Source organism: Pseudonocardia sp. NPDC049635 (assembly GCF_040659795.1).
GTDB lineage: Bacteria > Actinomycetota > Actinomycetes > Mycobacteriales > Pseudonocardiaceae > Pseudonocardia.
This window is the reverse complement of sequence record NZ_JBFAON010000027.1, coordinates 40,335-63,290: the sequence shown is the minus strand read 5'-3', so window position 1 is coordinate 63,290 and position 22,956 is coordinate 40,335. Positions and strand designations below refer to the sequence as shown.

Genomic DNA, 22,956 nt, shown 5'->3' with positions numbered 1-22,956 from the left:
ACGTTGCTGGCGTGAGAACCGCAATCGTCCTGCTCAGGAGCACCCTCTTCCCGTCACCACGCCGACACAGCCCGAACTATCGGTGGATTCAGGCTCAGACGACCAGCGAGGTCTGCACCGTGTACCGGTCGGAGCGGTAGAGATGGCGCCCGACCTCGACGAGTTCACCCGCGTCGTCGTAGACGACCAGCTCGGCGGTCACGCAGGCCAGCGGCGGGGCCTGCCCCAGCAGCACCGCCTCGTCGGGCTCGGCCAGGCGCGCACCGATGGTCTGGTGCGCGATCGCGATCTGCGCCCCCTGTTCCCGCAGCAGTGTGTAGAGCCCGCGCCCGGCGAGCTTCCCGTCGCCGAGCTCGAACCGGACGGGCAGGAAGTTGGTCATGATCGCGAGGGGCTCACCGTCGGCGCTGCGCAGCCGCTGCACCCGCTGCAGCGGCTCGTCGGGCGCCAGCATCTCGGTCAGGGCGGGCACCCCCGCCGTGGCCGGGGTGCAGTTCTCGTGGGCCAGCACCGTGGTCTCCGGCACCCGCCCGGAGGCCGTGAGGTCGTCGTGCAGGCTGCTCAGCCGCACGTCGCGGTGGATGGCCGGTCGCACGACCTGGGTGCCGAGCCCCCGCCGCCGGACCAGCAGCCCCTTTCGCACCAGTTCCTGGATCGCCTGCCGGGCGGTCGGCCGGGCCAGCCCGAGCCGCTGGGTCAGCGAGAGCTCGTTCTCCAACCGGTCGCCCGGCTGCAGCGCACCCGATTCGATCGCGGACTCGATCGCCTGCGCGAGCTGGTGGTAGAGCGGCACCGGGCTCGCTCGGTCGAGCCGGACGTCGACCTGCACGGCGTCGGTACGGGTGGCCATGCGCACAGCGTACCCCGGAAAAGTGCAATTGTCTTTATGTCTGGACAAAGTCTTGCCTGTCCCTGCCGGGTCCCCTACCGTTCACGGAAGACCCGCACCCCTGCCCCACAGGAAGAGGACCATGAGCCCTCCAGCCGAGATCCTGACCTTCGGCCGCGCCGGGGTGGACATCTATCCGCTGCAGATCGGCGTGGGTCTGGAGGACGTGACGTCCTTCGGGAAGTTCCTCGGCGGCACCACCGCCAACGTCGCGGTCGCCGCAGCCCGGCTGGGCAGGCGCACCGCGATCATCACCGGGGTCGGCGACGACCCGTTCGGCCGCTACGTCCGCCGCGAGCTGAACCGGCTCGGCGTCGACGACCGGCACGTCGTCACCGACGTCGAGCACCCGACGCCGGTCACGTTCTGCGAGATCTTCCCGCCGGACGAGTTCCCGCTCTACTTCTACCGCCGCCCCACTGCTCCCGACCTGCAGGTCTCCCCCGGTGACCTGGACCGCGAGGCGATCGCCGGGGCGGAGCTGCTGTGGTTGTCGGTGTCGGGGCTGTCCCAGGAACCGTCCCGCTCGGCGCACCACGAGGCCCTCGCCGCCCGCGCCGGTGGCCACACCGTGCTCGACCTGGACTACCGGCCGATGTTCTGGGACTCCCCGGCCGCGGCCACCGAACAGGTCCGGAAGGTGCTCGGGCAGGTCACGGTGGCGGTCGGGAACCGCGAGGAGTGCGAGATCGCGGTCGGCGAGACCGACCCGGACCGCGCCGCCGACGCCCTGCTCGACGCGGGGGTCCAGGTCGCGATCGTCAAGCGCGGCCCGGACGGCGTGCTGGCCAGGACACGTCACGAGCGCATCGTCTCCCCTCCGATCCCGATCACGCCGTGCAACGGCCTGGGTGCGGGTGACGGGTTCGGCGGGTCGCTCGCGCACGGGTTGCTCGCCGGGTGGCCGCTGGAGACGGTGCTCACCCGGGCGAACGCCGCGGGTGCGATCGTCGCCTCCCGGCTGGAGTGCTCGACCGCGATGCCCACCGCAGCCGAGATCGACATCCTGCTCGGCGGCGGCGACCCGAACGAGCAGCGATGACCGGCACCCTCCCGGCCGGCCACGGGTTCGCGACGTCCCAGGCCGAGATCCGCGAGATCCGCGCCTTCACCCCCGAACGGATCCCGGCGCTGCTCGCCTCCCGCCGCCGCCGCCCCTTCGTCCCGCCCGACGGCCGGCTGATGATCGTCGCCGCCGACCACCCGGCGCGCGGCTCGCTCGCGGCCCGCGGCCGCCCCGATGCCATGGCGAACCGGGCCGAGCTGCTCCACAGGCTGGTCACGGCACTGTCCCGGCCCGGTGTCGACGGCGTGCTCGGCACCGCCGACATCCTGGAGGACCTTCTGCTGCTCGGCGCCCTGGAGGGCAAGGTCGTCGTGTCGTCGATGAACCGGGGCGGCATCCAGGGGGCCGTGTTCGAGCTGGACGACCGGCACACCGGGTACGCCGTCCGCGACACCGTCGACGCCGGGTTCGACGCGATCAAGACGCTGACCCGGATCGACCCCGACGATCCCGGATCGGTCCGCACGCTGGAGCTGTGCGCCCGGGTCGCCACCGAGGCGAACCGGGCCGGCCTGGTGTGCATGGTGGAGCCGTTCCTGTCCCGCCGGATCGACGGGCGGGTCTGCAACGACCTCTCCCCCGACGCCGTCATCCGGTCCATCCACATCGGACAGGGCCTGGGCGGGGCGAGCGCCTACACCTGGCTGAAACTGCCGGTGGTGGAGCAGATGGAGCGGGTGATGGCGGCGACCACGATGCCGACCCTGCTGCTCGGCGGCGATCCGACCGCACATCCCGAGGAGACCTACGCCGCCTGGAAGGCCGCCCTGGAGCTGCCCGCGGTCCGCGGGCTGATCGTCGGGCGGGCACTGCTCTTCCCCGAGGACGACGACGTCGCCGCCGCCGTCGACACCGCGGTGTCGCTGGTGCGGCCGCAGGAGGTGCACGTCCCGTGAACGACCGCTACGTGATCCCCGCCGGTGGCGCGCCCGCCGAGGGCTACGAGCTCCTGGTCACCCCCGGATCTGCCGGGTGGGAGCACTCCGGACTGCGGATCCTGAACCTGCCCGCCGGTGGCCACCGGTCCCTCGACACCGGTGACGAGGAGATGTTCGTCGTGCCGCTGTCCGGTTCGGCGACCGTCACGCTGGGCGAGCAGACGCACACCCTGCACGGTCGGGCCACCGTGTTCGAGGGCCCGACCGACTTCTCCTACCTGCCGGTGCGGTCCACGGTCACGATCGCCTCGGCCGCCGGGGGACGCTTCGCCCTGTGCACCGCCCGCACCGAACGCGAGCTGCCGTTCCGCTACGGGCCGGCCGCGGACGTGCCGGTGGAGCTGCGGGGTGCCGGCCAGGCGTCCCGCCAGGTGCGCAACTTCGGCGCGGCCGGCGTGTTCGAGGCGGCGTCGGCGATCTGCGTCGAGGTGATCACCCCCGGTGGGAACTGGTCGAGCTATCCGGCGCACAAGCACGACGAGTCCGGGCCGCACGAATGCGAGCTCGAGGAGATCTACTACTTCGAGATCGCCCCGGGGCCCGGCGGGCAGCCCGGCCTCGGGTTCCACCGGACCTCGTCGTCGCCCGGACACGAGATCGACGTGACCGTCGAGGTGCGCGACCGGGACACCGTGCTGGTGCCCTGGGGCTGGCACGGACCGTGCGCGGCCGCACCCGGGCACGACATGTACTACCTCAACGTCATGGCCGGCCCGGGAGAGGAACGCGCCTGGCGGATCACCGACCACCCCGACCAGGCCTGGATCCGCGACACGTGGGCCGGGCAGGCGGTCGACCACAGGCTCGGAGGGCAGTGATGGACCCCTCGGCGATGGACCCCTCGGCGACCGATCTCACGGCGACCGACCCCACGGCGACCGACCCGGCGGAAGCACCGGAGGGCACCGTCCGGCTGACCGTCGCCCAGGCGACCGTGCGGTTCCTCGCCGCCCAGTACAGCGAGCGCGACGGAACCCGCAGACGCCTGATCGAGGGCTGTTTCGGCATCTTCGGCCACGGCAACGTCGCGGCCCTCGGCCAGGCGCTGCTGCAGGACGAGCTGACCTGGACCGACGGGGGGGGCCGCTCGTCGCTGCCCTACGTGCTGGGCCGCAACGAACAGGCCATGGTGCACACCGCGGTCGCCTACGCCCGGATGCGGGACCGCCTGCAGACCTGGGCCGTGACCACCAGCGTCGGGCCGGGTGCGACGAACATGGTCACCGGCGCGGCCCTGGCCACGATCAACCGGTTGCCCGTGCTGCTGCTGCCTGCGGACACCTTCGCCGACCGGTCGGCGTCACCGCTGCTGCAGGAGCTGGAGCAGCCGTGGGCGGGCGACGTGACGGTGAACGACTGCTTCCGCCCGGTGTCGGCGTACTTCGACCGGGTGTGGCGGCCCGAGCAGCTGCCCGCCGCGCTGATGTCGGCGATGCGGGTGCTGACCGACCCGGCGGCGACCGGCGCGGTGACGCTGTGCCTGCCGCAGGACGTCGGCGTCCAGGCACACGAGTGGCCGGTGGAGCTGTTCGACGACCGGGTCTGGTACGTGGCCCGGCCCGCCCCGGAGTCGCGGGCGCTGGAACGCGCAGCCGGGATCGTGTCGAGTGCGCGACGGCCGCTCGTCGTCGCCGGCGGCGGTGTGCACTACAGCGACGCCACGGACGCGCTGGCGGTGTTCTGCGAACGGACCGGCGTGCCGGTCGGGCAGACGCAGGCGGGGAAGGGAACGTTGCTGGACGACCACCCGCAGTGTCTCGGCGCGATCGGCGCCACCGGCACGACCGCGGCCAACGCCGCCGCCCGGGACGCCGACGTCGTCATCGGCGTCGGTACCCGCTGGTCGGACTTCACCACGGCGAGCCGCACGCTGTTCCGGAACCCGGACGTCCGGTTCGTCAACATCAACCTCGCACCGATCGACTCGGTGAAACACTCCGGTGTCGCGGTGGTCGCCGACGCCCGGGAGACGCTGCGCGAGCTCACCGTGATGCTGCGCGGTTACCGGGTGCCGCAGGCGTACCGGGAGGAGTACACCCGGGCCGGGGCCGAGTGGACGGCGCGGGTGGACGCGACCGTCGCCCCCGCGCCTCGCGCGGACGGACTGCTGAGTCAGGGCGAGGTGATCGGGCTGGTCAACGAGCTGTCCGACCCGCGGGACGTCGTGGTGTGCGCGGCCGGCTCGATGCCCGGTGACCTGCACAAGCTGTGGCGGGTGCGCGAGCCGAAGGGTTACCACGTCGAGTACGGCTACAGCTGCATGGGCTACGAGGTCGCCGGTGGCCTCGGGGTCCGGATGGCGTGCCCGGACCGGGACGTCTTCGTACTGGTCGGCGACGGGTCGTACCTGATGATGGCGACCGAGCTGGCGACCGCCGTCCAGGAGGGCATCAAGATCATCACGGTGCTGGTGCAGAACCACGGGTTCGCCTCGATCGGCGCGCTGTCGGAGTCGCTGGGCTCCCAGCGGTTCGGCACGCAGTACCGGTACCGCTCCGCGCCGACCGGCCGGTTGGACGGCGACCGGCTCCCGATCGACCTGGCCGCGAACGCCGCGAGCTTCGGGGTGCGGGTGCTGCGCGCCGCGTCCGCGGAGGAGCTCGCGGCCGCGATCCGGACGGCGAAAGCGGCCGACGACAGCACGGTGATCCACGTCGAGACCGACCCACTGACCGGGTCCCCGGACTCCGGGGCATGGTGGGACGTGCCGGTCGCCGAGGTCAGCGAGCTCGCCACCACCCGCACCGCACGCACGTCCTACGAGCAGAACAAGGCCACGCAGCGCCCGTTCCTCCGACCCGACCACCGCTGAGAGGCAATCATGACGAGCACGTCCGGTCCCGTCGTCCGCACGCTGCACCATTGGGTCGGTGGGAAGCCCGTGGAGGGGGTCTCGGACCGGTTCTCCGAGGTCACCGACCCGGCCACCGGCGCGGTCACCGCCCGCCTGCCGCTGGCCTCGGCGCAGGAGACCGCCGCCGCGGTGGCGGCGGCCACGGCCGCGTTCCCCGCCTGGCGCGACACCAGCCTGACCCGCCGCACCCAGGTCCTGTTCCGCTTCCGCGAACTGCTCAACGACCGGGCCCCCGAACTGGCCGCACTCATCACCGCCGAACACGGCAAGGTCCTCACCGACGCCGCCGGGGAGGTCGCCCGCGGCCAGGAAGTCGTCGAGTTCGCCTGCGGCGCACCCCACCTGCTCAAAGGCTCGGCCACCGAGAACGCCTCCACCGGGGTCGACGTCCACTCGATCCGCCAACCACTCGGCCCCGTCGCGATCATCACCCCGTTCAACTTCCCCGCCATGGTCCCCCTGTGGTTCTTCCCACTGGCCATCGCCGCCGGCAACACCGTCATCGTCAAGCCCTCCGAGAAGGTGCCCTCCGCGGCCCTGTGGCTCGCCGAACTCTGGGCCGAAGCCGGCCTGCCCGACGGCGTGTTCAACGTCGTCAACGGCGACCACACCGCCGTCGACACCCTGCTCACCCACCCCGACGTGACAGCCGTCAGCTTCGTCGGCTCCACCCCCGTCGCCCGCCACATCCACACCACCGCCACCACGCACGGCAAACGCGTCCAAGCACTCGGCGGCGCCAAGAACCACATGGTCGTCCTCCCTGACGCCGACCTCGACCACGCCGCCGACCAGGCCGTCAACGCCGGATTCGGCTCCGCGGGCGAACGCTGCATGGCCGTCTCCGCGCTCATCGCCGTCGGCGGCATCGCCGACACCCTCGTCGACAAGATCGCCCAACGCGCCCGGGCACTACGCACCGGCGACGGACGCCGCTCCTGCGACATGGGCCCACTGGTCACCCGCGCCGCGCAGGACCGCGTCACCGGCTACATCGACGCCGGTGAACACGCCGGCGCCACCGTCGTCGTCGACGGCCGCACCGCCACGTTCGACGCCGATCCCGCCCCGGGCACCGACGGCGGCTTCTTCGTCGGCCCCACCCTGCTCGACCACGTCACCACCGACATGACCGTCTACACCGACGAAATCTTCGGCCCCGTCCTGTCGGTGCTCCGCGTCGACACCTACCCCGAAGCCGTCGAACTCATCAACACCAACCCCTACGGCAACGGCACCGCACTGTTCACCAACAGCGGCGCCGCCGCCCGCCGCTTCCAGAACGAGGTCGAGGTCGGCATGATCGGCATCAACGTGCCCGTCCCCGTCCCCATGGCCTACTACAGCTTCGGCGGCTGGAAGAACTCGCTGTTCGGCGACACCCACGCCCACGGCACCGAAGGCATCCACTTCTACACCCGCGGCAAAGTCGTCACCACCCGCTGGCCCGACCCCACCCACACCGGAATCGACCTCGGATTCCCCCGCAACACCTGACCGGCCGGTTGGTCCGGTCTCCGCCGGGGTGACCGGAATGTGCCTGCTCGTTTGCCGAGGTGAGGGGGGTCGAGGCGGGCGTCGTTGCCTGACGTACCGTGCCGGGATGGCTTCCGAGACGACCCACGACACGGAGACCGCTCCGGTCGCGAACGACACGGACCCGACGGGCGCCGCGACCTCCGAGGGCGCTGCCGGCGCCGACTCCGACCCGGCCGGCGCTGAGACGACCGGTGCTGAGACGACCGGTGCGGCGCCGGCCGCCGCGGTGCCGGCCGGGCCGGGCACCGGCTCAGGCTCGGGCGGTAGCTCGGGCTCGGGCGCCGGCTCGGGCTCGGGCGGTAGCTCGGGCTCGGGGGGTGGCTCGGGCTCGGGCTCGGGCGGTGTTGCGGCCGCCTCCGGAGACCTGTCCGGCGACGCGGACCGGGGCGCCACCACCCCCGGTGGCGCGGCGGCGGGTGCCGGTGCCGTGGTCGGTGCGGGCCTCGGGCTCGCGTCCCTGACCGGCACCTCCCTGACCGACATGCTGCGCTCCCGGGAGGAGCTGGTCGGGCAGATCGAGGCCGCGACCGGCATGCCGGGTGACTCCATCGACGCGTTCTACGGTGCCCCGTGGAACGTCGCGGCCGGCGTCAACGGCGTGATCGCCCTGATCGCCGTGGTGATCACCGCGGTGCTGCTGCTCGGTCCGGCGAAGCGTCCGGGCACCTCCCCCTGGGTCCGCCCGGTCGCCCTCGGCGGACTGGTGCTCGGGGTGCTCGGACTGTTCGTGTCCGGCGGGATGTACCTCGACCTGTTCGCGTCCCAGCCGGTGCTCCCCGCGATGCCGATGATGCCCGGCATGCCCGGCTGACCCTCGCAATCGTTCATGATCCCCGTCTTGGGAGTCCCCGAGCTCCTCGGAACGAGCTGCGCTCCCATGACAGGGATCATGAACGGGCAGGGAGCGTGTACTCCCGCAGCGCCCGGTTCCGCAGCGCCACCCCGCCGATCACGGCGGTCGCCGCGAGCCCCCCGCTGACCAGCGCGAAGGGCCCCGAGGTCAGCGCAGCCACCACCCCACCACGGAGGTTCCCCAGCTCCGGACCGGCGATCCCGACGACCAGCTCGGCCGACGACACCCGCCCCCGGTACGTGTCCGGGGTCTCCATCTGGACGAGCGAGCCACGCGCGATCACCGACAGCGCGTCCGCGGCTCCCGCGACGACCAGGCAGGCCAGCGCGATCCACAACGACACCGCCATGCCGAAACCGGCGACCGCCAGACCCCAGGTGGCGGCGGCGACCAGCTGGACCATCCCGGCCCGGCGGATGCGGGTGCCGGCCCCGGAGAACAGTCCCGCGGTCAGCCCGCCGACGGCGAGCGCACTGAGCATGCCCCCGAGCACGCGCGGGTCGCCACCGTGGAGCAGCTCGTTGACCAGTGGGAACAGCGAGACGGGGAAGGCGAGCAGGCAGGCCGCGAGATCGGTCGCGAACGCGCCGCGCAGGGTCGGTCGGCGCAGCAGGATCCCCCATCCGGAGCGACGCCCGGTGCTGGCGGCCTCGACGGGCTGGCCGGGTAGCCGGATCGTCGTCAGCAACGCCACCGCCGTCGCCGCGACCAACAGCCCGTACGCGGCTGCGGCTGACCAGATCCCGACCAGTGCCCCGCCGACGGCCGGGCCGGCCAGCATCGAGACCTGGAACGAGACCGTCGTCAGGGCGATCCCGGCAGGCACCTGGCCGGCGGGGAGCAGCCGCGCCGGCAACGTCCGGCGAGCCGGCGCCCCGAGACCCGCGCCGGCGGCGAGCAGACCGACCAACCCGAACAGCAGCGCGATCGACGCGCTGGCAGCAACCACCTGAGCGACCAACCCGAGCGCCACGAGCAGCTGTCCCCCGGACGCGATCCGGATCAGCAGGCGCCGGTCGACGGTGTCGGCCAGGGTGCCACCCACGGGACCGACCAGCAGCAGCGGCACCGCGGTGGCCACACCCAGCGCGCCGGTCCACAGCGGGCTGCGGGTGAGGTCCCAGGTCTGCTGCAGTACCGCCACCCCGGCGGCCTGCTGGCCGAAACCGTGCGCGGTGCCGCCGATCCAGGCCGCACGGAAGGCCGGTGTCCGCAGCGGCCGGAGGTCGATCAGTCCGGTCCGCATCAGCCGGCAGGCGGGGGGCTCAGGTCACCGAGTCGGTCGGCGATCCGATCCTGCAGACCGCGCCGGGCCAGGGCGGTACGCATCGCCTCCACCGCGGCACCGAGCGAGGTGGGCAGGCACTCGTCGTCGAGTTCGGCGACGGCCGCCTCGGTCGCTCTCCACTCCGCCTCCAGGAAGGGCACGAGCGCACGCCCCCGCTCGGTGAGCGCGATCCGACGGGTCCGGGCGTCCGGCCCCGGCTCGGAGGTCACGAGACCCTCCCGCCGCAGAGCCGCCAGCGTCTGGCTGACCGCCGAGTGGGTGTGTCCCAGCGACTCGGCGAGCTCCCGTACGGAGGACGGGCCGGCGTGCGCGAGGCGGATCAGCGGATAGGCGTAGCGGGGACGGACCCGGTGCAGTCCACGTGCTTTGTAGACCTGCGCGATCTGTGCGTCCAGGTCGGCTAGCAGTGCCCGCAGCGGTGCCAACCGGCCCGGCGTCCGGGTCGGATCGCTGGATGCCACAGCGCCAATGTAACAGCACTAACATAACAGCGCTCATGCAACAGCGCTCATATAACAGCGCTCGCACAGCGGATCGACGAGGTGGACGAACCCGCCGCCGGAGGAGCGGCCACCGCAGGTTCGGCGCGACGCACGCCGTGCCCGGTCGCCGCCGCCGAGCGGTCCACTCGGGCCGAGCGGCAAACCGGGGCCCACTCGGGTGGAGCGGCAACCGGGACTCACCCGGGTGGAGCGGCAGCCGGGACTCACCCAGGTGGAGCGGCAACCGGGCTCACTCGGGCGGAGCAGGCGCCGGGCGAACGCCGACCGGGCGGATCCGGCCGTCCGGTTCGCGCAGGCCGAACCCGGCAGCCCGGTCCACCGCGATGTGGGTGAGCCAGGCGAGCCCGGCGAGGAAGATCTCCAGCCCGCCGCGCAGGCCGAGGCCCAGCGGCGGCAGCGGGACCGTCGCGCCGACCGTCATGAGCACCACCGCGATCCACGGCCGGTGCATCAGGTTGTAGAACCGGACCCGCTCGGGGCGCAGCAGCCCGCGCTCCCGGAAGGCCCCGATCAGCGAGACGTCCGGCAGCAGGCCGAAGACGACCACCACGGTGACCGCCACCGCGCCGTACTTCACGCCCTCGAACACGACGAAGGCGAACAGCAGGACGGCCGCCAGCGCCCAGCAGATCCGGACCGGGTTCATCGGACGAGCCCAGCACCAGCGCGCCCCGAGAGCAACGCTTTCGCCGTGAACGGCCGATCCGGCCCCTGACGTGCACGACCCCACTCGCCGTCGATGTCGGCTCGCAACCGTTCTATATCTTTGTTATGGTGGCGTAGTCAGTCGATATAGGAGGACTCATGACCGTGCACACGCTGCAGGACAAGAACGTGCTGGTCGCCGCCGGCGGGAAGAACCTCGGCGGACTGATCAGCCGCCAGGCCGCGGAGGCCGGGGCGAACGTGGCGATCCACTACAACTCGGAGTCCTCGCGCGGGGAGGCCGAGGACACGCTGAAGGCGGTCGAGGCCGCCGGGCGCAGCGGTGTGGTGCTGAGCGGGGACCTCACGGTCCCGGCGAACGTCGAGCGGTTGTTCGCCGACGCCGAGGCCGCCATCGGGCGGATCGACGTCGCGGTCAACACGGTCGGCAAGGTGCTCCGCAAGCCGATCGTCGAGACCAGCGAGTCCGAGTACGACTCGATGTTCGACATCAACGCGAAGGCTGCGTACTTCTTCATCAAGGAGGCGGGCCTGCGGCTCGCCGACAACGGGAAGGTGATCACCATCGTGACGTCGCTGCTCGCGGCGTTCACCGACGGGTATTCCACCTACGCAGGCGGAAAGTCCCCGGTGGAGCACTTCACCCGGGCCGCGGCGAAGGAGTTCGCGGACCGTGGCATCTCGGTCACCGCGGTCGGCCCCGGCCCGATGGACACACCGTTCTTCTACCCGCAGGAGACCCCGGAGCGGGTCGAGTTCCACAAGTCGATGGCGATGGGCAACCAGCTGACCCGGATCGAGGACATCGCGCCCATCGTCCGGTTCCTCGCCACCGACGGCTGGTGGATCACCGGCCAGACCATCTTCGCCAACGGCGGGTACACCACCCGCTGAGGGGAGCGACCATGAGCACCACGGGAACGACGATCGACGACCCGGTCGTCGCGGCGTTCGTCGCGACGGTGAACCGGCACGACCGGGAGGGCTTCCTGGACGCGTTCATCGACGGCGGCGTCGTCGACGACTGGGGGCGTACGTTCACCGGTCGCGACGAGATCGCGGCCTGGAGCGACCGGGAGTTCATCGGCTCGCGAGGCGTCCTGACACCGGAGGAGGTCCGCGCGGCCGACGGAGCGGTGACCGTCGTCGGGGACTGGCGGAGCACGCACGCCAACGGGCGCAGCAGCTTCACCTTCCAGCTCGACGGTTCACGGATCGCGTCCATGACCATCCGCGAGGGCTGAGCGGTGGCCGGGTGCGCGGGCGAGGGTCCGCGCGCCCGGCCACGCGTCCGGCGGGTCGGCCGCCCGGCCGGGACCACGTACAGTGACAGGGTGGTTGACGGGCGTGGCGGCAACACGCGGGACCGGCTGCTTCGGGCCGCTGCCGATCTCATCGCCGCGTCTCCCGGCGAGCCGGTGCCGTTGCGGGCGATCTGCGACGCCGCCGGGGTCCGGTTGCCGACCCTGTACCACTTCTTCGGCAGCAAGGAAGGCCTGCTCGACGCCGTCGTCGAACACGGCTTCGAGCAGTACGTGGCGCTCAAGGAGTCCCGGGAGCCCACGGGCGACCCGATCCAGGACATCCGCGACGGGTGGGACGCGCACGTCGCCTTCGGGCTCGCCCACCCCGGCTTCTACGCACTCATGTACGGCCAGGTCACGCCCGGCAGGCGGCCGGCGGCGCAGGACCGGACGACCAAGCTCCTGCTGGACCTGACCCGGGAGGCGGGGCGACGCGGCCGGCTCGTCACCACCCCGGAGCGCGCAGCGGACCACGTACTCGCCGCGAACGTCGGCGTCACCCTGCACCAGATCACCGGCGAACCCGATCCGGCCCTGTCGGTGGACGTCCGCGAAGCCACCCTGGACGCCGTCACCGGGGGCAGGCCCGGGCCACGGCCGACCACGGAACGTTCCCTCGGCGATGCCGCCGCGACCGTCCTGGCGAGCCTGCCCGACGACAACCCCGCCCTGGACGCCCCGGAGACCGTGCTGCTGAAGAAGTGGCTGGCCGCGGTCGTCCGCGATCTGGCGGGGTGATCGCGGGGCGGCTCACCGACGGTGCGACGGCGCGCCTGGCGAGGACCGGTCCAGCGGGGCGAGCACCACCCGCTCGGTGAGGACCTCGACGGTCGCGGCGCTGCCGGTTCCCAGGCCGTGCCGGACCACGTTCAGCGCCCCGCACGCCGCGCCGGTCCGCAGCAGCGTCTCCCAGTCCGCGTCCTCGGCGAGCCGGGCGGTCATCCCGGCGGTCTGCGAGTCCCCGGCGCCGCGCGGATCGGCCGCCCCGACCGGCGGCGGGGTGACGGTGAGGAGCTGCTCACCGTCGTAGGCGAGTGCCGGTTCCTCGGCCCGGCTCACCACCACCCGGCGCGCACCACCGGCGTGCAGCTCGTACACCGCCTGCACGAGGTCGTCGACGTCGCCCGAGCGGGCCCGGTCGTGTTCGACCAGCTCGGCGTCGGACACCTTCAGCAGGTCCACACCGGACTCCAGGACGGCCTCAAGCAGCTCCCCCGACAGGTCGGCGGCCACCCGGACGCCGTTCGCGCGCAGATCGTGCGCGAGCCTGCGGTACAGCGACGCGGGCACCACCGACGCCGACTGCGGCCCGGACAGCAGCACCGTCCCGGACTCCAGCCCCGCCGTGAGGGTCAGCTCGTAGAGGCCGTCGAGCTCGTGCCGGTCCAGCGGCGCCGCCTGCTCGTGCGCGATCTCCACCCGCTCGGCACCGTCACGCCGATCGTGCACGTAGCCACCGTTGCGGGCGGCCGCCGTGACGGTGCGCAGCTCGACACCGTCCACCGCGACCAGCTTCTCCAGCAGCCTGCCGGTCTCGCCGCCGAGCGCCGCGCACAACAGCACGGGGATGCCCAGCGAGGTCAGCATGCGGGCCTGCCAGACCCCCTGCCCGCCGGCGTGCACGTGCAGCTCGGGGGAACCGGCCCGGTCCTCGACGGTCACCGTGACGATCGGCGACGGGGCGAACACGGTGACACCTCCCACGACACCTCCCACGACATCTCCCGCGGCCCCTGCCACGACACCGTCCGGAGCGTTCCGGCCCTCGCCGCTCACCGGTCGCCCCAGGCCGGGACGGACGTCTCACGGACGCCGGCGAGCGCGGTCAGCGTCGGGTGCCCGGCGGCGAGCAGGGCGCGGTCGCTGCCCGGTTCCGGGGGCGCGTCGGTGCCGACCTCGCGCAGCAGCAGGCCCTCGTTCCCGGTCTCCGCGACGACCGTCTGCACCGAGCCGCGCGGGTCGAGCGGGGCCGTACGCAGCTCCCGGTGCTCGGCGGCGGGCCGGTCCGGCACGTTCAGCGAGAGCGTCGTCCCCGCCGGGCCGGCGCACAGCATCCGCAGCACCGACGGCAGGTGCGGGGACACCGCGTCCCAGTGCTCGGGCCGGTCGGAGTCGAGGGCGACGTCCAGCGAGACCGCCAGCCCCCGGCCGCCGTACAGACCCGCGGTCAGCGCGGCCCCCACGGTGCCTGAGTGCAGCACGGCACGGCCCACGTTGGCGCCCCGGTTGACCCCGGACAGCACCAGGTCGGGCGGCGGGTCGAGCCAGCCGTGCGCCGCGGCCACCACGATGTGGGCCGGCGCGGCGTGCACCGCGTACGCGGGTGCGCCGCCGACCGGAGGGCGCGGTTCGGTCACCGTGCGGCCGTGCTCCTGCACCGCGGTCAGCGCGGCCGACGCCCCGGAGTACTGGCGATCGGGCACGGCGACGACGACGTCCAACCCGGCCGCCCCCGCCGCCTCCGCGAGCACCGCCGGACCGGGTGAGTCGATGCCGTCGTCGTTGGTCACGAGAGCGCGCAGACCTGGCTTCACCGGCCCCGGGTACCCGGGGCGGGCGACGCCGACACGCGGGCGTCAGGAACGCAGGGTCCGCCCCGGCGGGCAGCCGGACGCGGCGCGGTGCCGAACCGTGAACCGCCCCGGGCCGGGGAACCCCCGGCGTATCGCGATCGCCGCCACCGGATCGCCGCCGGACGGGCCGGCGCTGCGCAGCTCGGCGTGGGCGTACGAGCGGGGACGCGGCGAGCCGTTCAGGTGCGGGTCCCGCCGAGCGACGCGCGGTAGCCGCCCGGGGACAACCCGTACCGCGCGGTGAACGCCCGGTGGAAGTGGCTGCTGTCGAAGAAGCCCCATCGGTGTGCGATCGCCACGATCGGCTCGCCGCCGGTCACCAGGTCGTGGCGGGCCCGCACCAGCCGCCGGTTGCGGACCACCCCGCCGAGGGTCGTGCCGTCGGCACTGAAAACCCGGTGCACGGTGCGCTCCGACACCCCGTGCGCGCGGGCGATCCCGGCCGGGGTGATCGCGGGGCCGGTGAGGTGCCGGTCGATGTAGCGCTCCATGGCGGCGCGCAGCACGGGGTCGGCAGCCCGGCCGCTCCGGGTTCCCGCGCGATCCGCCGGTTGCACCACCCCGGCGAACAGCTCGAGCGTCGCGTTGCGGGCGGCGACCGTCGCCGCCGGACCGAGCACCGGGAGCGCGTCCGCCAGCGCATCCAGGTACTGCGTGAGCAGGCGGACCGCCGGGGCCCTCCGGTCCAGCGACGCCCGGGTCGGCGGACCAGGCCCGGCCGCCCACCTCGGCCAGCGCGGCGCGGGGGATCAGCAGGCTGCGTTTCACCAGCCTGCCGGCGGCGGCGAACCGCGCCGTCGCCGTGCTGTCCCAGACCACGGCGTCCCCGGGGCCGAGGCGGGCCGTCCCGTTGTCCTGCCACACGGTCTCCGTTCCGTCCCGGACGAACAGGACCACCACGAACTCCCCGTCGGTGGCCGCGATCTGGGTGCGCGACCGCACGCCGCGGGTCCGATCGCACTCGGTGTCCACCAGCGCGAGGTCGTCGACCCACCGTCGCCGGACGCGGGCACGGAACGACCCACCGGGCCGGGTCGTCCCGGCCTGCACGCTCCACGGCAGGTGCGTCGCCGTGACGATCTCACCCCAGCGGTCCGACATGTCGTCGTCGGCGCGGCCGTGCACGCTCCACCGGTCCGGTCCACTCGTTGGCACGTGCCGACCTCCCCACCGCGGGCCCGGCACTCGGGCCGGTGTCGAGAACCCTGGCACCCGCGCCGCCCGCACGGAAGCACCTGGCGGGCCCGTACAACGACCTGTCGCCCGGGTACACGCCACCGCGCCTGCCGAACACCGACACTCGCGGCGTCCGAACAGTTCGGTACGCGAGGAGTGACGACGATGTCGCGACGCGACGTGGAGTTCCAGGCCGACGGCACCACCCTGCGCGGGTGGCTGTACGAGCCCGACGGCGAGCCGCGCCCGTACCCGCTGGTGGTGATGGCGCACGGGTTCTCGGCCACGAAGGAGATGCACCTCGACGACTTCGCCGAGGTCTTCGCCGGTGGCGGACTGGGGGTGCTGGTCTACGACAACCGCAACCTCGGGGAGAGCGACGGCGAGCCGCGCGGTGAGATCGATCCCTGGCGCCAGATCGAGGACTACCGCTGCGCGATCACCTTCGCCTCCGGGCTCGACGGGGTGGACGGCGACCGGATCGGGGTCTGGGGGTCGAGCTACTCGGGTGCGCACGTCCTGGTCGTCGCGGCGATCGACCGGCGGGTCAGGGCCGTGTCGTCGCAGGTCCCGCTGATCAGCGGCAACGAGAACGCTCGCCGGCTGGTCCGGGCCGACCACATCGCCGGCCTGCGCGCCGCGTTCGACGCCGACCGGGTCGCGCGCTACCAGGGTGCGGAACCGGCGACCATCCCGGTCACCTGGGTCGACGATCCCGGCGAGCCGTGCGCACTGCCGACCGCCGACACCCACGACTTCTTCCTCGGCCCGATCCGGGAGCGCGCGAAGACCTGGGAGAACGCGGTGACGCTGCGCAGCGTGGAGATGTTCACCCAGTACGAGCCCGGTGCCTATCTGCCGCTGATCAGCCCGACCCCGCTGCTGCTGACGGTCGCCGCCGAGGATCACCTGACCCCGGCCGACCTGGCGCTCGCCGGCTACCAGCAGGCGCGCGAGCCGAAGCGGCTCACGCTCCTGCCCGGTGGGCACTTCGAGGCCTACACCGGCGACAACTTCGCGACCTCCAGCGCCGCGCAGCTCGAGTTCTTCCGCACCCACCTGGGGTGAGCGCGATCAGGCCCCGGCGTGCTCCCCCAGGAACCCAGTGACGATCTTCGTCAGATCCTCGGGGCGTTCGATGTGCAGACCGTGGCTGGACCCGGCGCCGGTCACCAGCTCGAAGCGGGCCCCGGGGATCGCGTCGGCGACCTTGCGGGCCTGCCACGGCGGGGTCAGCAGATCCTGCTCCCCCACCACGACCAGGCTCGGCGCGGTGATCGCGCCGAGCCGGTCCAGGGTGTCGTGTGCCAGGTCGGCGTCCCACTGCTCGACGGTGACCTGCATCTGTGCCTCGTTCTGCGGGAACGCCGGCAGCATCGGCTCCAGCAGCGCACCGAAGTCGGGATGGTCGAGCAACTGCGGTGAGAACGCGATCCCGGACGCGGCCAGCGCCGCCTCCATGTCCCGGTGCACGTACGGGGTGCGCAGCGCGCTGAGCACCGCACGCTGGAACCCGTCGGCGCGGGCCCAGGTCGCGTACAGCACGGTGGACCGGACCTGCTCCGGGTGGGCGAGTGCGAGCTCCTGGGCGACCGCCGAGCCCAGGGACCAGCCGAGCACGTGCGCCGACGGCACCTCCAGCGCCTCCAGCAGGGCCGAGGCGTCCTCGGCGAGCGCGCCGACGCTGATCGGACCCGTCCCGCGGTCACTGCCGCCCAGGCCGCGGTTGTCGAACGTGATCACCCGGTGGGTCTGCTCCAGCCGGCCGGTCAGCTCCCCCCAGAGCTGGATCGAACCGGACGTTCCCATGATCAGCAGCAGTGGCTCGCCGTCGCCGCTGCTCTCGTAGTTGAGCGTGACGCCGGTGCGGACGGGGATGCGGGGCACGGGTCCTCCTGGGACGCGGTCGGGGTGGTTCGGAAACGGTGGGGCCCGGGCCTGCTCAGCGGTACTGCAGACCGTCCTCGACGTCGGCCTCGGGCAGGACGACACGCTCGTGGTCGTGCTCGTGCATGTGGGTCCACGGGTCCCGGTCGCCCTGCCGGAACATCCGGTCCCGGCAGCGCTGGACGTAGCCGGGCCCGAAGTTGTCCAGCTCCACCCACGGTCGCAGTTCCATGTCGGCGTCCTGCGGGCGCAGCTCCGGGACGACGACGCTCGCACCGCGCTCGGTCATCCGGTCGAAGATCCGCCCGATGACGTCGTTGACCAGATCCAGCCGCAGCGTCCAGCTGTGCCGGAAGTAGCCGAAGGCATACGCCATGTTCGGTACGCCGCTGATCATGATCCCGCGCCAGGTCACGCGCTGCGTGAAGTCGACCGGCTCGTCGTCCACCCGGAACGGGATGTCGCCGAACACCGAGAGGTCGAACCCGGTCGCGGTGACCACGATGTCGGCCTCGATCACCTCGCCGGAGGAGAGCCGCACGCCCTTCTCGACGAACTCGTCGATCGTGTCGGTGGCGACCGAGGCCCGGCCGGCGCGCATCCGCTCGAAGAAGTCACCGTCGGGCACGAACGCGATCCGCTGCTGCCACGGCCGGTAGCGCGGGGTGAAGTGCTTCTCGACGTCGGTGCCCTCGGGCAGCAACGGGCGGATCGACTCGATCAGGAACTCGTGCAACTGGTCGGGGTCGTCACGGCCGGTCGTCGCCAGCCAGTCGAGCTGCTGGACGTACTGGCGGCGGAGGATCTCGTGGGTCCAGTCGGGCGGGAGGTCCAGCGGTTCCAGCAGGGTCGCGAGCTCGTGCACCCGCGGTGCCGGGAACCAGTACGACGGTGAGCGCTGCAGCATCGTCACGTGCTCGGCGGTCCGGGCCATCGCCGGGACGACGGTCGCCGCCGTCGCGCCCGAGCCGATGACGAGCACCCGCTTGCCCTCGTGGTCCAGGTCGTCCGGCCACGCCTGCGGGTGCACGATCCGGCCCGCGAAACGGTCCATCCCCGGCCACTGCGGCGTGTAGGGCTCGTCATGGTTGTAGTAGCCCTGGCACATCCAGAGGAAGCCCGCGGTGAGGCGCAGCCGCTCCCCGGTGTCGATCCGCATGACCTCCGCGGTCCAGCGCCGGTCCGCGCTCGACCAGTCCAGCGACGTGACCCGGTGGTGGTAGCGGATGTGTCCGGCGAGTTCGTCCTCCTCGATGACCTCGTCGAGGTAGTTGAGGATCTCCTCGCCGGCGGCGATCGACGGGCCGCGCCACGGCTTGTGCCGGTAGCCGTAGGTGAACAGGTCGCTGTCCGAACGGGCCCCGGGGAACCGGTGGGTCCACCACGTCCCGCCGCGGGCGTCCTGCGCCTCCAGGATGGTGAAGGTGCGGTCCGGGTACTGCTCGCGCAGCCGGTGCGCAGCGCCGATGCCGGACACCCCGGCCCCGACGATCAGGACGTCGACGTGGTCCGCACCGCCCGGACCGTCGTCCCCGGCCTGCCGGTCGCGCTCGATGGTGGCGGCATCGGTCATGTCGGAACCTCCCGGATCGACTGTGGCGGGACGTCGCCGACGCTAGGCCGGGCGATCGGCCCGGGAGGTGTCCCAATCTCGGACAGGCGGATTCCTTGACCGGGCCCGCATGATGTGATGGGGAGCACAGGGAGGTGCGGCGTTGGGTGATCTCGTCCGCCGGCGCAGGATGCTCGACGCGGCCCGCTCGACGTTGCTGGAGCAACCGGACGCCGAGTTGCCGGACGTGCCGCGGCACGTCGTCGCGTCCTGGCGGCGCAGCGCCGCCCGCGGCGTCGATCCGGGTGTCATCGCCAACCAGTACCACCCCGATCTGGACGTGCAGTCCCGGCTGGTCCGGTGCGCCCGCCCGGTGGTCGAGCAGCTCGCCGAGCAGGTCGCCGACATCCCGGTGTGCATCGCACTCACCGACGCCCGGGCCCGGCTGCTGGTCCGGCGCGACACCGCACCTGCGATCGCCCGCGACGCCGACCTGAACAACTTCGCCGAGCGCTTCGGCTACGCCGAGGACGCGGTCGGCACGAACGGGGTCGGCACGGTCCTGGAGAGCGGCGAGTCGGTGCACATCGTCGGCGCGGAGCACTTCGTCGAGCGCCTGCACGGCTACGCCTGTGCGGGGGCCCCGGTGCACGACCCGTTCAGCGGGCGGATCGAGGGCGTGATCGACATCAGCTGCCGGGCCGAGCACTCCTCGCCGGTGCTGCACTCGCTGGTCCGGTCGGCCGCCGCCCGGATCCGGGACAACCTGCTGCGCGACCGGGACCCCGATCAGCAGGCGCTGTTCGATCTCTACACCCGGGTCGACGCGCGCACGCGGCGGGCGGTGCTGGCGGTCGGGCGGCGGACGGTGCTGGCGAACTCCGCCATGCGGACGCTGCTCGAACCGGGTGATCTCGTCGCGCTGCAGGACCACGCGCGGTTCCTCATGGTCGGCGGCCCCGGGGTGGACGACCGGATCGACCTCCCGTCGGGCGCCCGGGTCCGGTTGCGGGGCAGCGTCGTGTCGGTCGGTGGCACGGTCGCCGGCCTGGCCGGGGAGGTCGCGGTGCTCCGCGAGGCAGACGGGTTCCCGGCGCCCCGTACCGACGCCGACGACCCGGCTCCCGCCCCGGCGGGCGCGGCACGCAGCCCGGCGCTGCGGGCGGCCCGGACGAGCGTCGCGGAGGCGCTGCGGACCGGCACCCCGGTCCTCGTCGTCGGTGAGGCGGGGAGCGGCCGCCGTCGGCTGCTGGGCGATCTCGACCGCGCCGTGCACGGCACCGACGGCGTCGTAACGATCGGGCCCACCGACCGGGCACCTGAACTCGCGGCCGGGTCGTCGCGCCTGGTCGTGCTGCACGACGTCGACCGGCTGGACGACGACGGTGCCCGCCGGATGCTCGCGCTGCTCGACCGGCCGGGCGTCCGGTTCGCCGCGACCGCCGCCGAGACCGCCCGGTACGGGCCGGGCCACGACGCGCTGCTCGCCCGGTTCCGGCGGTCGGTGACGGTCCCTCCGCTGCGCAGCCGCGCCGGTGACCTCCCCGACCTGGTACGTGAGCTGCTTGCCGAGCTCGCCCCCGGGCGCGACGTCCGGCCGGCCCCGGACGCGTTGCGGACGCTCGCCCGCTACGACTGGCCCGGCAACGTCGGTGAGCTCCGGTCGGCACTCGAGGCCGCACTGCGCAGGCGCCCGGTCGGTGAGCTGGCCGCGACCGACCTGCCCGAGTTCTGTCAGAGTGCGCCGCGCACCGCGTTGCGGACGGTCGACCTGGCCGAACGCGACGCGATCGTGGCCGCCCTGCGTGACAGCAACGGGAACCGGGTGGCCGCCGCGTCCGCGCTGGGGCTCGCCCGCTCCACCCTCTACCGCAAGATCGCGCAGTACCGGATCAGCGGCTGAGCCACCCGCGGGGGGCTGCCTCAGGCCGGCACCGGCCCGTGCGGATGGTGCTCGTCGACGACGGCCCGGTGGGAGTGGGTCCAGCCCCACCGGGTCCGTCGTGACCGTGCCACGTGCTCGCGGTCCGCACCGTCGTCGTGCCGGTGCCGGACGAGATCGCCGCCGAACCGCGGCCACATCGCGACGGCCGCACCGGTCCCGGCCGCCGCCAGCCCGGTGAGGACGAGCCACGTGCCGGTGAAGCCGACCGTCACGGTGAGCCATCCGGTCAGCGGGTAGGTGATCAACCAGCACGCGTGCGACAGCGAGAACTGCGCACTGAACAGCGCCGGCCGTTGCCCGGGCCCGGCGGAGGCACGCAGCAGCCGGCCGGTGTTGACCACGATCCACCCGGGGCCGAGGCCGCCGAGCACCCACGCGAGGACCGCCGCCGGCCACGACGGGAACACCCCGAGCAGCACCGTGGCGGCCGCGGCACAGACCGAGATGCCGCCCCCCGCCAGCATCGCCGTGCGCACCGTTGTCCGCCGGGCGAGCCACGGCGAGCTGCCCGCCGCCACGGCGGTGCCCGCTCCCGACACCGCGAGCAGCAGCCCGATCTGGGCGTCCGTCCCACCGAGCAGGTCCCGGACCACGTTGACCGTGGTGACCAGTGAGATCACTCCGACCGTCGCCACCACCGCGTTCAGCGCGAGCAGCGCACGCAGCTGCGGGACCGCCCGGAGCAACCGCGCCCCCAGCAGCAGTCGGGTGCCGAACCCACCGTGCGCGCGGTGCGGGACCGGCGGCAGCACCGTCACCGCCACCAGCAACGCCGAGAGCGCGAACCCGGCCGCCGTCCCGACGAACAGCGACGAGTACCCGGTGGCCAGCAGTGCCGCGGCCGCCAGCAGCGGGCTCAGCACCGTCTCCAGGCTGCTCGCCAGCTGTGACGCCGACAGCGCCCGCGTGTACTCCTGCTCGTCGGTGACGATGTCGGGCAGCACGGACTGGAAGACCGGGGTGAACGTCGCCGAGGCGATCTGCAGCGCACCGATCAGGACGAACACCTGCCAGATCGCGGTGACGCCCGGCATCATCAGAACGACCGCGGCGCGCACGAGGTTCGCGGCGAGCATCAGCCCGCGCCGCGGCACCCGGTCGGCGAGCGCCCCCACCACCGGGGCGACGAGTACGTAGGCGACCATCTTGACGGTCAGCACCGAGCCCAGGACCAGCGCGGCCCGCTCCCCCGCCAGGTCGTAGGCCAGCAGCCCGAGCGCGACCGTGGTGAGGCCGGTACCGGCGAGTGCCACCACCTGCGCGGTGAACAGTCTCCGGAACCGCGTGTCGGCGAACAGCGATCGCATGTCGGTTCCCTCTGTCGGATCCTGGCCGGAGACTAGATCGCGGATCCGATCGCCCCAATCGCTCACCTGCCACCCGTGGGCATCGGCGACCTGTTACCGGTAGACATCTCTGTTCAGCTGCGACGACGACGTGGCCGGTGGCGCGGTGAATCCCCTGGCAGATCCGGGCCGGCCGGGCGAGCGGCCGCGTGCATCTCCGGGGTTCACCACGCACGTGCGGGCGACCGGGCCAGGCGATCGTGTCGGAAGACACAGGCGGGACGATCCGCCTCCCGCAGGGTGGGCGACCGTCACGAATCCGGCCGGCCGGCCGGGTGCCGACCCCCGGCAACGGCCACCGCGTACCCGGCGCCGATCCCCTCGGCCCGGGCGACGACCCTCCCACCGGGCGCGGCACCGACGCTGTTGCTCTACAACGACATGGGGCACCTCCCGGCGGAGCTGCGCTGGACCGGCTCCGGGGGCGGGCCGCACCCCTGAGCCGGTGCCGGGAGCTCGGCGGTGTGCAGCGAGCCGGCGCCGCGGTCGCGGCCGGCGACGAACCCGCCCGGCCGCGACGGATGCGGTGACCGATGCGCCGCCCACCACGACTTCCCTACCGTCGTCGGCACCGAGG

General features: G+C 73.1%; 21 protein-coding genes and 1 pseudogene. 11 read left to right on the top strand and 11 right to left on the bottom strand.

The window, feature by feature from the left end; genetic code table 11:
- Window positions 1-94: 94 nt before the first annotated feature.
- Window positions 95-850 (bottom strand): GntR family transcriptional regulator, encoded by a 756-nt coding sequence (locus AB0J24_RS24485; protein ID WP_358685293.1) that lies wholly within the window; start codon window positions 848-850, stop codon window positions 95-97.
- 121 nt (window positions 851-971) lie between these two features.
- Between AB0J24_RS24485 and iolC the strand changes: the two genes are divergently transcribed.
- From iolC to AB0J24_RS24455, 6 genes are all read left to right on the top strand, one after another.
- Window positions 972-1,931: a 5-dehydro-2-deoxygluconokinase gene (gene iolC, locus AB0J24_RS24480; RefSeq protein WP_358685290.1), complete on the top strand. Its 960-nt coding sequence runs from the start codon at window positions 972-974 to the stop codon at window positions 1,929-1,931.
- Window positions 1,928-2,851 (top strand): deoxyribose-phosphate aldolase, encoded by a 924-nt coding sequence (locus AB0J24_RS24475; protein ID WP_358685287.1) that lies wholly within the window; start codon window positions 1,928-1,930, stop codon window positions 2,849-2,851. The genes iolC and AB0J24_RS24475 overlap by 4 nt, the downstream gene beginning before the upstream one ends.
- The gene (iolB, locus tag AB0J24_RS24470) at window positions 2,848-3,711 is read left to right on the top strand and encodes a 5-deoxy-glucuronate isomerase (RefSeq protein ID WP_358685284.1); all 864 of its coding nucleotides are present in this window, start codon (window positions 2,848-2,850) and stop codon (window positions 3,709-3,711) included. The genes AB0J24_RS24475 and iolB overlap by 4 nt, the downstream gene beginning before the upstream one ends.
- Complete coding sequence (gene iolD, locus AB0J24_RS24465) at window positions 3,711-5,705, top strand: 3D-(3,5/4)-trihydroxycyclohexane-1,2-dione acylhydrolase (decyclizing) (RefSeq protein WP_358685281.1); 1,995 nt, start codon at window positions 3,711-3,713, stop codon at window positions 5,703-5,705. Before iolB ends, iolD begins: the two co-directional genes overlap by 1 nt.
- 9 nt (window positions 5,706-5,714) lie before the next feature.
- Window positions 5,715-7,244: a CoA-acylating methylmalonate-semialdehyde dehydrogenase gene (locus AB0J24_RS24460; protein WP_358685279.1), complete on the top strand. Its 1,530-nt coding sequence runs from the start codon at window positions 5,715-5,717 to the stop codon at window positions 7,242-7,244.
- Window positions 7,245-7,350: 106 nt separating this feature from the next.
- Complete coding sequence (locus tag AB0J24_RS24455) at window positions 7,351-8,097, top strand: hypothetical protein (RefSeq protein ID WP_358685277.1); 747 nt, start codon at window positions 7,351-7,353, stop codon at window positions 8,095-8,097.
- Window positions 8,098-8,173: 76 nt separating this feature from the next.
- Here AB0J24_RS24455 and AB0J24_RS24450 read toward each other — a convergent pair whose 3' ends face one another.
- From AB0J24_RS24450 to AB0J24_RS24440, 3 genes are all read right to left on the bottom strand, one after another.
- Window positions 8,174-9,385 carry an MFS transporter gene (locus AB0J24_RS24450; protein ID WP_358685275.1) on the bottom strand — a complete coding sequence of 404 codons (1,212 nt, stop codon included), beginning with the start codon at window positions 9,383-9,385 and terminating at the stop codon, window positions 8,174-8,176.
- A complete protein-coding gene (locus tag AB0J24_RS24445) occupies window positions 9,385-9,888 on the bottom strand; it encodes a MarR family transcriptional regulator (protein WP_358685273.1) in 504 nt (167 codons plus the stop codon). Before AB0J24_RS24445 ends, AB0J24_RS24450 begins: the two co-directional genes overlap by 1 nt.
- Before the next feature lie 271 nt (window positions 9,889-10,159).
- A complete protein-coding gene (locus AB0J24_RS24440) occupies window positions 10,160-10,576 on the bottom strand; it encodes a DUF4260 family protein (protein ID WP_358685271.1) in 417 nt (138 codons plus the stop codon).
- Window positions 10,577-10,734: 158 nt separating this feature from the next.
- Here AB0J24_RS24440 and AB0J24_RS24435 point away from each other — a divergent pair, with 158 nt between their 5' ends.
- The 3 genes from AB0J24_RS24435 (at window position 10,735) to AB0J24_RS24425 (ending at window position 12,638) form a co-directional block, all read left to right on the top strand.
- Window positions 10,735-11,490: an SDR family oxidoreductase gene (locus tag AB0J24_RS24435; protein ID WP_358685269.1), complete on the top strand. Its 756-nt coding sequence runs from the start codon at window positions 10,735-10,737 to the stop codon at window positions 11,488-11,490.
- Between the two features lie 11 nt (window positions 11,491-11,501).
- Window positions 11,502-11,840, top strand: a complete 339-nt coding sequence (locus AB0J24_RS24430) for a nuclear transport factor 2 family protein (RefSeq protein WP_358685266.1) — start codon at window positions 11,502-11,504, stop codon at window positions 11,838-11,840.
- 90 nt (window positions 11,841-11,930) lie between these two features.
- Window positions 11,931-12,638, top strand: coding sequence for a TetR/AcrR family transcriptional regulator (locus AB0J24_RS24425; RefSeq protein ID WP_358685264.1), 708 nt, complete (start codon window positions 11,931-11,933; stop codon window positions 12,636-12,638).
- A gap of 12 nt (window positions 12,639-12,650) precedes the next feature.
- Here AB0J24_RS24425 and AB0J24_RS24420 read toward each other — a convergent pair whose 3' ends face one another.
- The 4 genes and pseudogenes from AB0J24_RS24420 to AB0J24_RS24405 all read right to left on the bottom strand — a co-directional run.
- Window positions 12,651-13,604 carry a PfkB family carbohydrate kinase gene (locus tag AB0J24_RS24420; RefSeq protein ID WP_358685262.1) on the bottom strand — a complete coding sequence of 318 codons (954 nt, stop codon included), beginning with the start codon at window positions 13,602-13,604 and terminating at the stop codon, window positions 12,651-12,653.
- 68 nt (window positions 13,605-13,672) lie between these two features.
- On the bottom strand, window positions 13,673-14,434 hold the full coding sequence (locus AB0J24_RS24415; protein ID WP_358685259.1) for a 5'/3'-nucleotidase SurE: 762 nt from the start codon (window positions 14,432-14,434) through the stop codon (window positions 13,673-13,675).
- A 218-nt stretch (window positions 14,435-14,652) separates the two neighbouring features.
- A complete protein-coding gene (locus tag AB0J24_RS24410) occupies window positions 14,653-15,093 on the bottom strand; it encodes a helix-turn-helix transcriptional regulator (protein ID WP_358685257.1) in 441 nt (146 codons plus the stop codon).
- 55 nt (window positions 15,094-15,148) lie between these two features.
- Window positions 15,149-15,574 (bottom strand): annotated as a pseudogene (locus AB0J24_RS24405) (hypothetical protein); the annotation flags it as partial.
- A 240-nt stretch (window positions 15,575-15,814) separates the two neighbouring features.
- Here AB0J24_RS24405 and AB0J24_RS24400 point away from each other — a divergent pair.
- Complete coding sequence (locus tag AB0J24_RS24400; RefSeq protein WP_358685254.1) at window positions 15,815-16,717, top strand: alpha/beta hydrolase; 903 nt, start codon at window positions 15,815-15,817, stop codon at window positions 16,715-16,717.
- 6 nt (window positions 16,718-16,723) lie between these two features.
- Here AB0J24_RS24400 and AB0J24_RS24395 read toward each other — a convergent pair whose 3' ends face one another.
- Together AB0J24_RS24395 and AB0J24_RS24390 are read right to left on the bottom strand one after the other, a co-directional pair.
- A complete protein-coding gene (locus AB0J24_RS24395) occupies window positions 16,724-17,536 on the bottom strand; it encodes an alpha/beta fold hydrolase (RefSeq protein WP_358685251.1) in 813 nt (270 codons plus the stop codon).
- Window positions 17,537-17,591: 55 nt separating this feature from the next.
- Window positions 17,592-19,109, bottom strand: coding sequence for an NAD(P)/FAD-dependent oxidoreductase (locus tag AB0J24_RS24390; RefSeq protein WP_358685248.1), 1,518 nt, complete (start codon window positions 19,107-19,109; stop codon window positions 17,592-17,594).
- A 142-nt stretch (window positions 19,110-19,251) separates the two neighbouring features.
- Between AB0J24_RS24390 and AB0J24_RS24385 the strand changes: the two genes are divergently transcribed.
- Window positions 19,252-20,991, top strand: a complete 1,740-nt coding sequence (locus AB0J24_RS24385) for a helix-turn-helix domain-containing protein (RefSeq protein ID WP_358685246.1) — start codon at window positions 19,252-19,254, stop codon at window positions 20,989-20,991.
- Window positions 20,992-21,011: 20 nt separating this feature from the next.
- Here AB0J24_RS24385 and AB0J24_RS24380 read toward each other — a convergent pair whose 3' ends face one another.
- Window positions 21,012-22,340 carry an MFS transporter gene (locus AB0J24_RS24380; protein WP_358685244.1) on the bottom strand — a complete coding sequence of 443 codons (1,329 nt, stop codon included), beginning with the start codon at window positions 22,338-22,340 and terminating at the stop codon, window positions 21,012-21,014.
- Window positions 22,341-22,956 lie beyond the last annotated feature (616 nt).

Coding starts and splice junctions, on each gene's coding strand:
- AB0J24_RS24450 (WP_358685275.1), bottom strand. CDS start 9,385: ATGCGGACCGGACTGATCGACCTCCGGCCGCTGCGGACACCGGCCTTC.
- iolC (WP_358685290.1), top strand. CDS start 972: ATGAGCCCTCCAGCCGAGATCCTGACCTTCGGCCGCGCCGGGGTGGAC.
- AB0J24_RS24435 (WP_358685269.1), top strand. CDS start 10,735: ATGACCGTGCACACGCTGCAGGACAAGAACGTGCTGGTCGCCGCCGGC.
- AB0J24_RS24485 (WP_358685293.1), bottom strand. CDS start 850: ATGGCCACCCGTACCGACGCCGTGCAGGTCGACGTCCGGCTCGACCGA.
- AB0J24_RS24400 (WP_358685254.1), top strand. CDS start 15,815: ATGTCGCGACGCGACGTGGAGTTCCAGGCCGACGGCACCACCCTGCGC.
- AB0J24_RS24475 (WP_358685287.1), top strand. CDS start 1,928: ATGACCGGCACCCTCCCGGCCGGCCACGGGTTCGCGACGTCCCAGGCC.
- AB0J24_RS24455 (WP_358685277.1), top strand. CDS start 7,351: ATGGCTTCCGAGACGACCCACGACACGGAGACCGCTCCGGTCGCGAAC.
- AB0J24_RS24380 (WP_358685244.1), bottom strand. CDS start 22,340: ATGCGATCGCTGTTCGCCGACACGCGGTTCCGGAGACTGTTCACCGCG.
- AB0J24_RS24390 (WP_358685248.1), bottom strand. CDS start 19,109: ATGACCGATGCCGCCACCATCGAGCGCGACCGGCAGGCCGGGGACGAC.
- iolD (WP_358685281.1), top strand. CDS start 3,711: ATGGACCCCTCGGCGATGGACCCCTCGGCGACCGATCTCACGGCGACC.
- AB0J24_RS24460 (WP_358685279.1), top strand. CDS start 5,715: ATGACGAGCACGTCCGGTCCCGTCGTCCGCACGCTGCACCATTGGGTC.
- AB0J24_RS24430 (WP_358685266.1), top strand. CDS start 11,502: ATGAGCACCACGGGAACGACGATCGACGACCCGGTCGTCGCGGCGTTC.
- AB0J24_RS24440 (WP_358685271.1), bottom strand. CDS start 10,576: ATGAACCCGGTCCGGATCTGCTGGGCGCTGGCGGCCGTCCTGCTGTTC.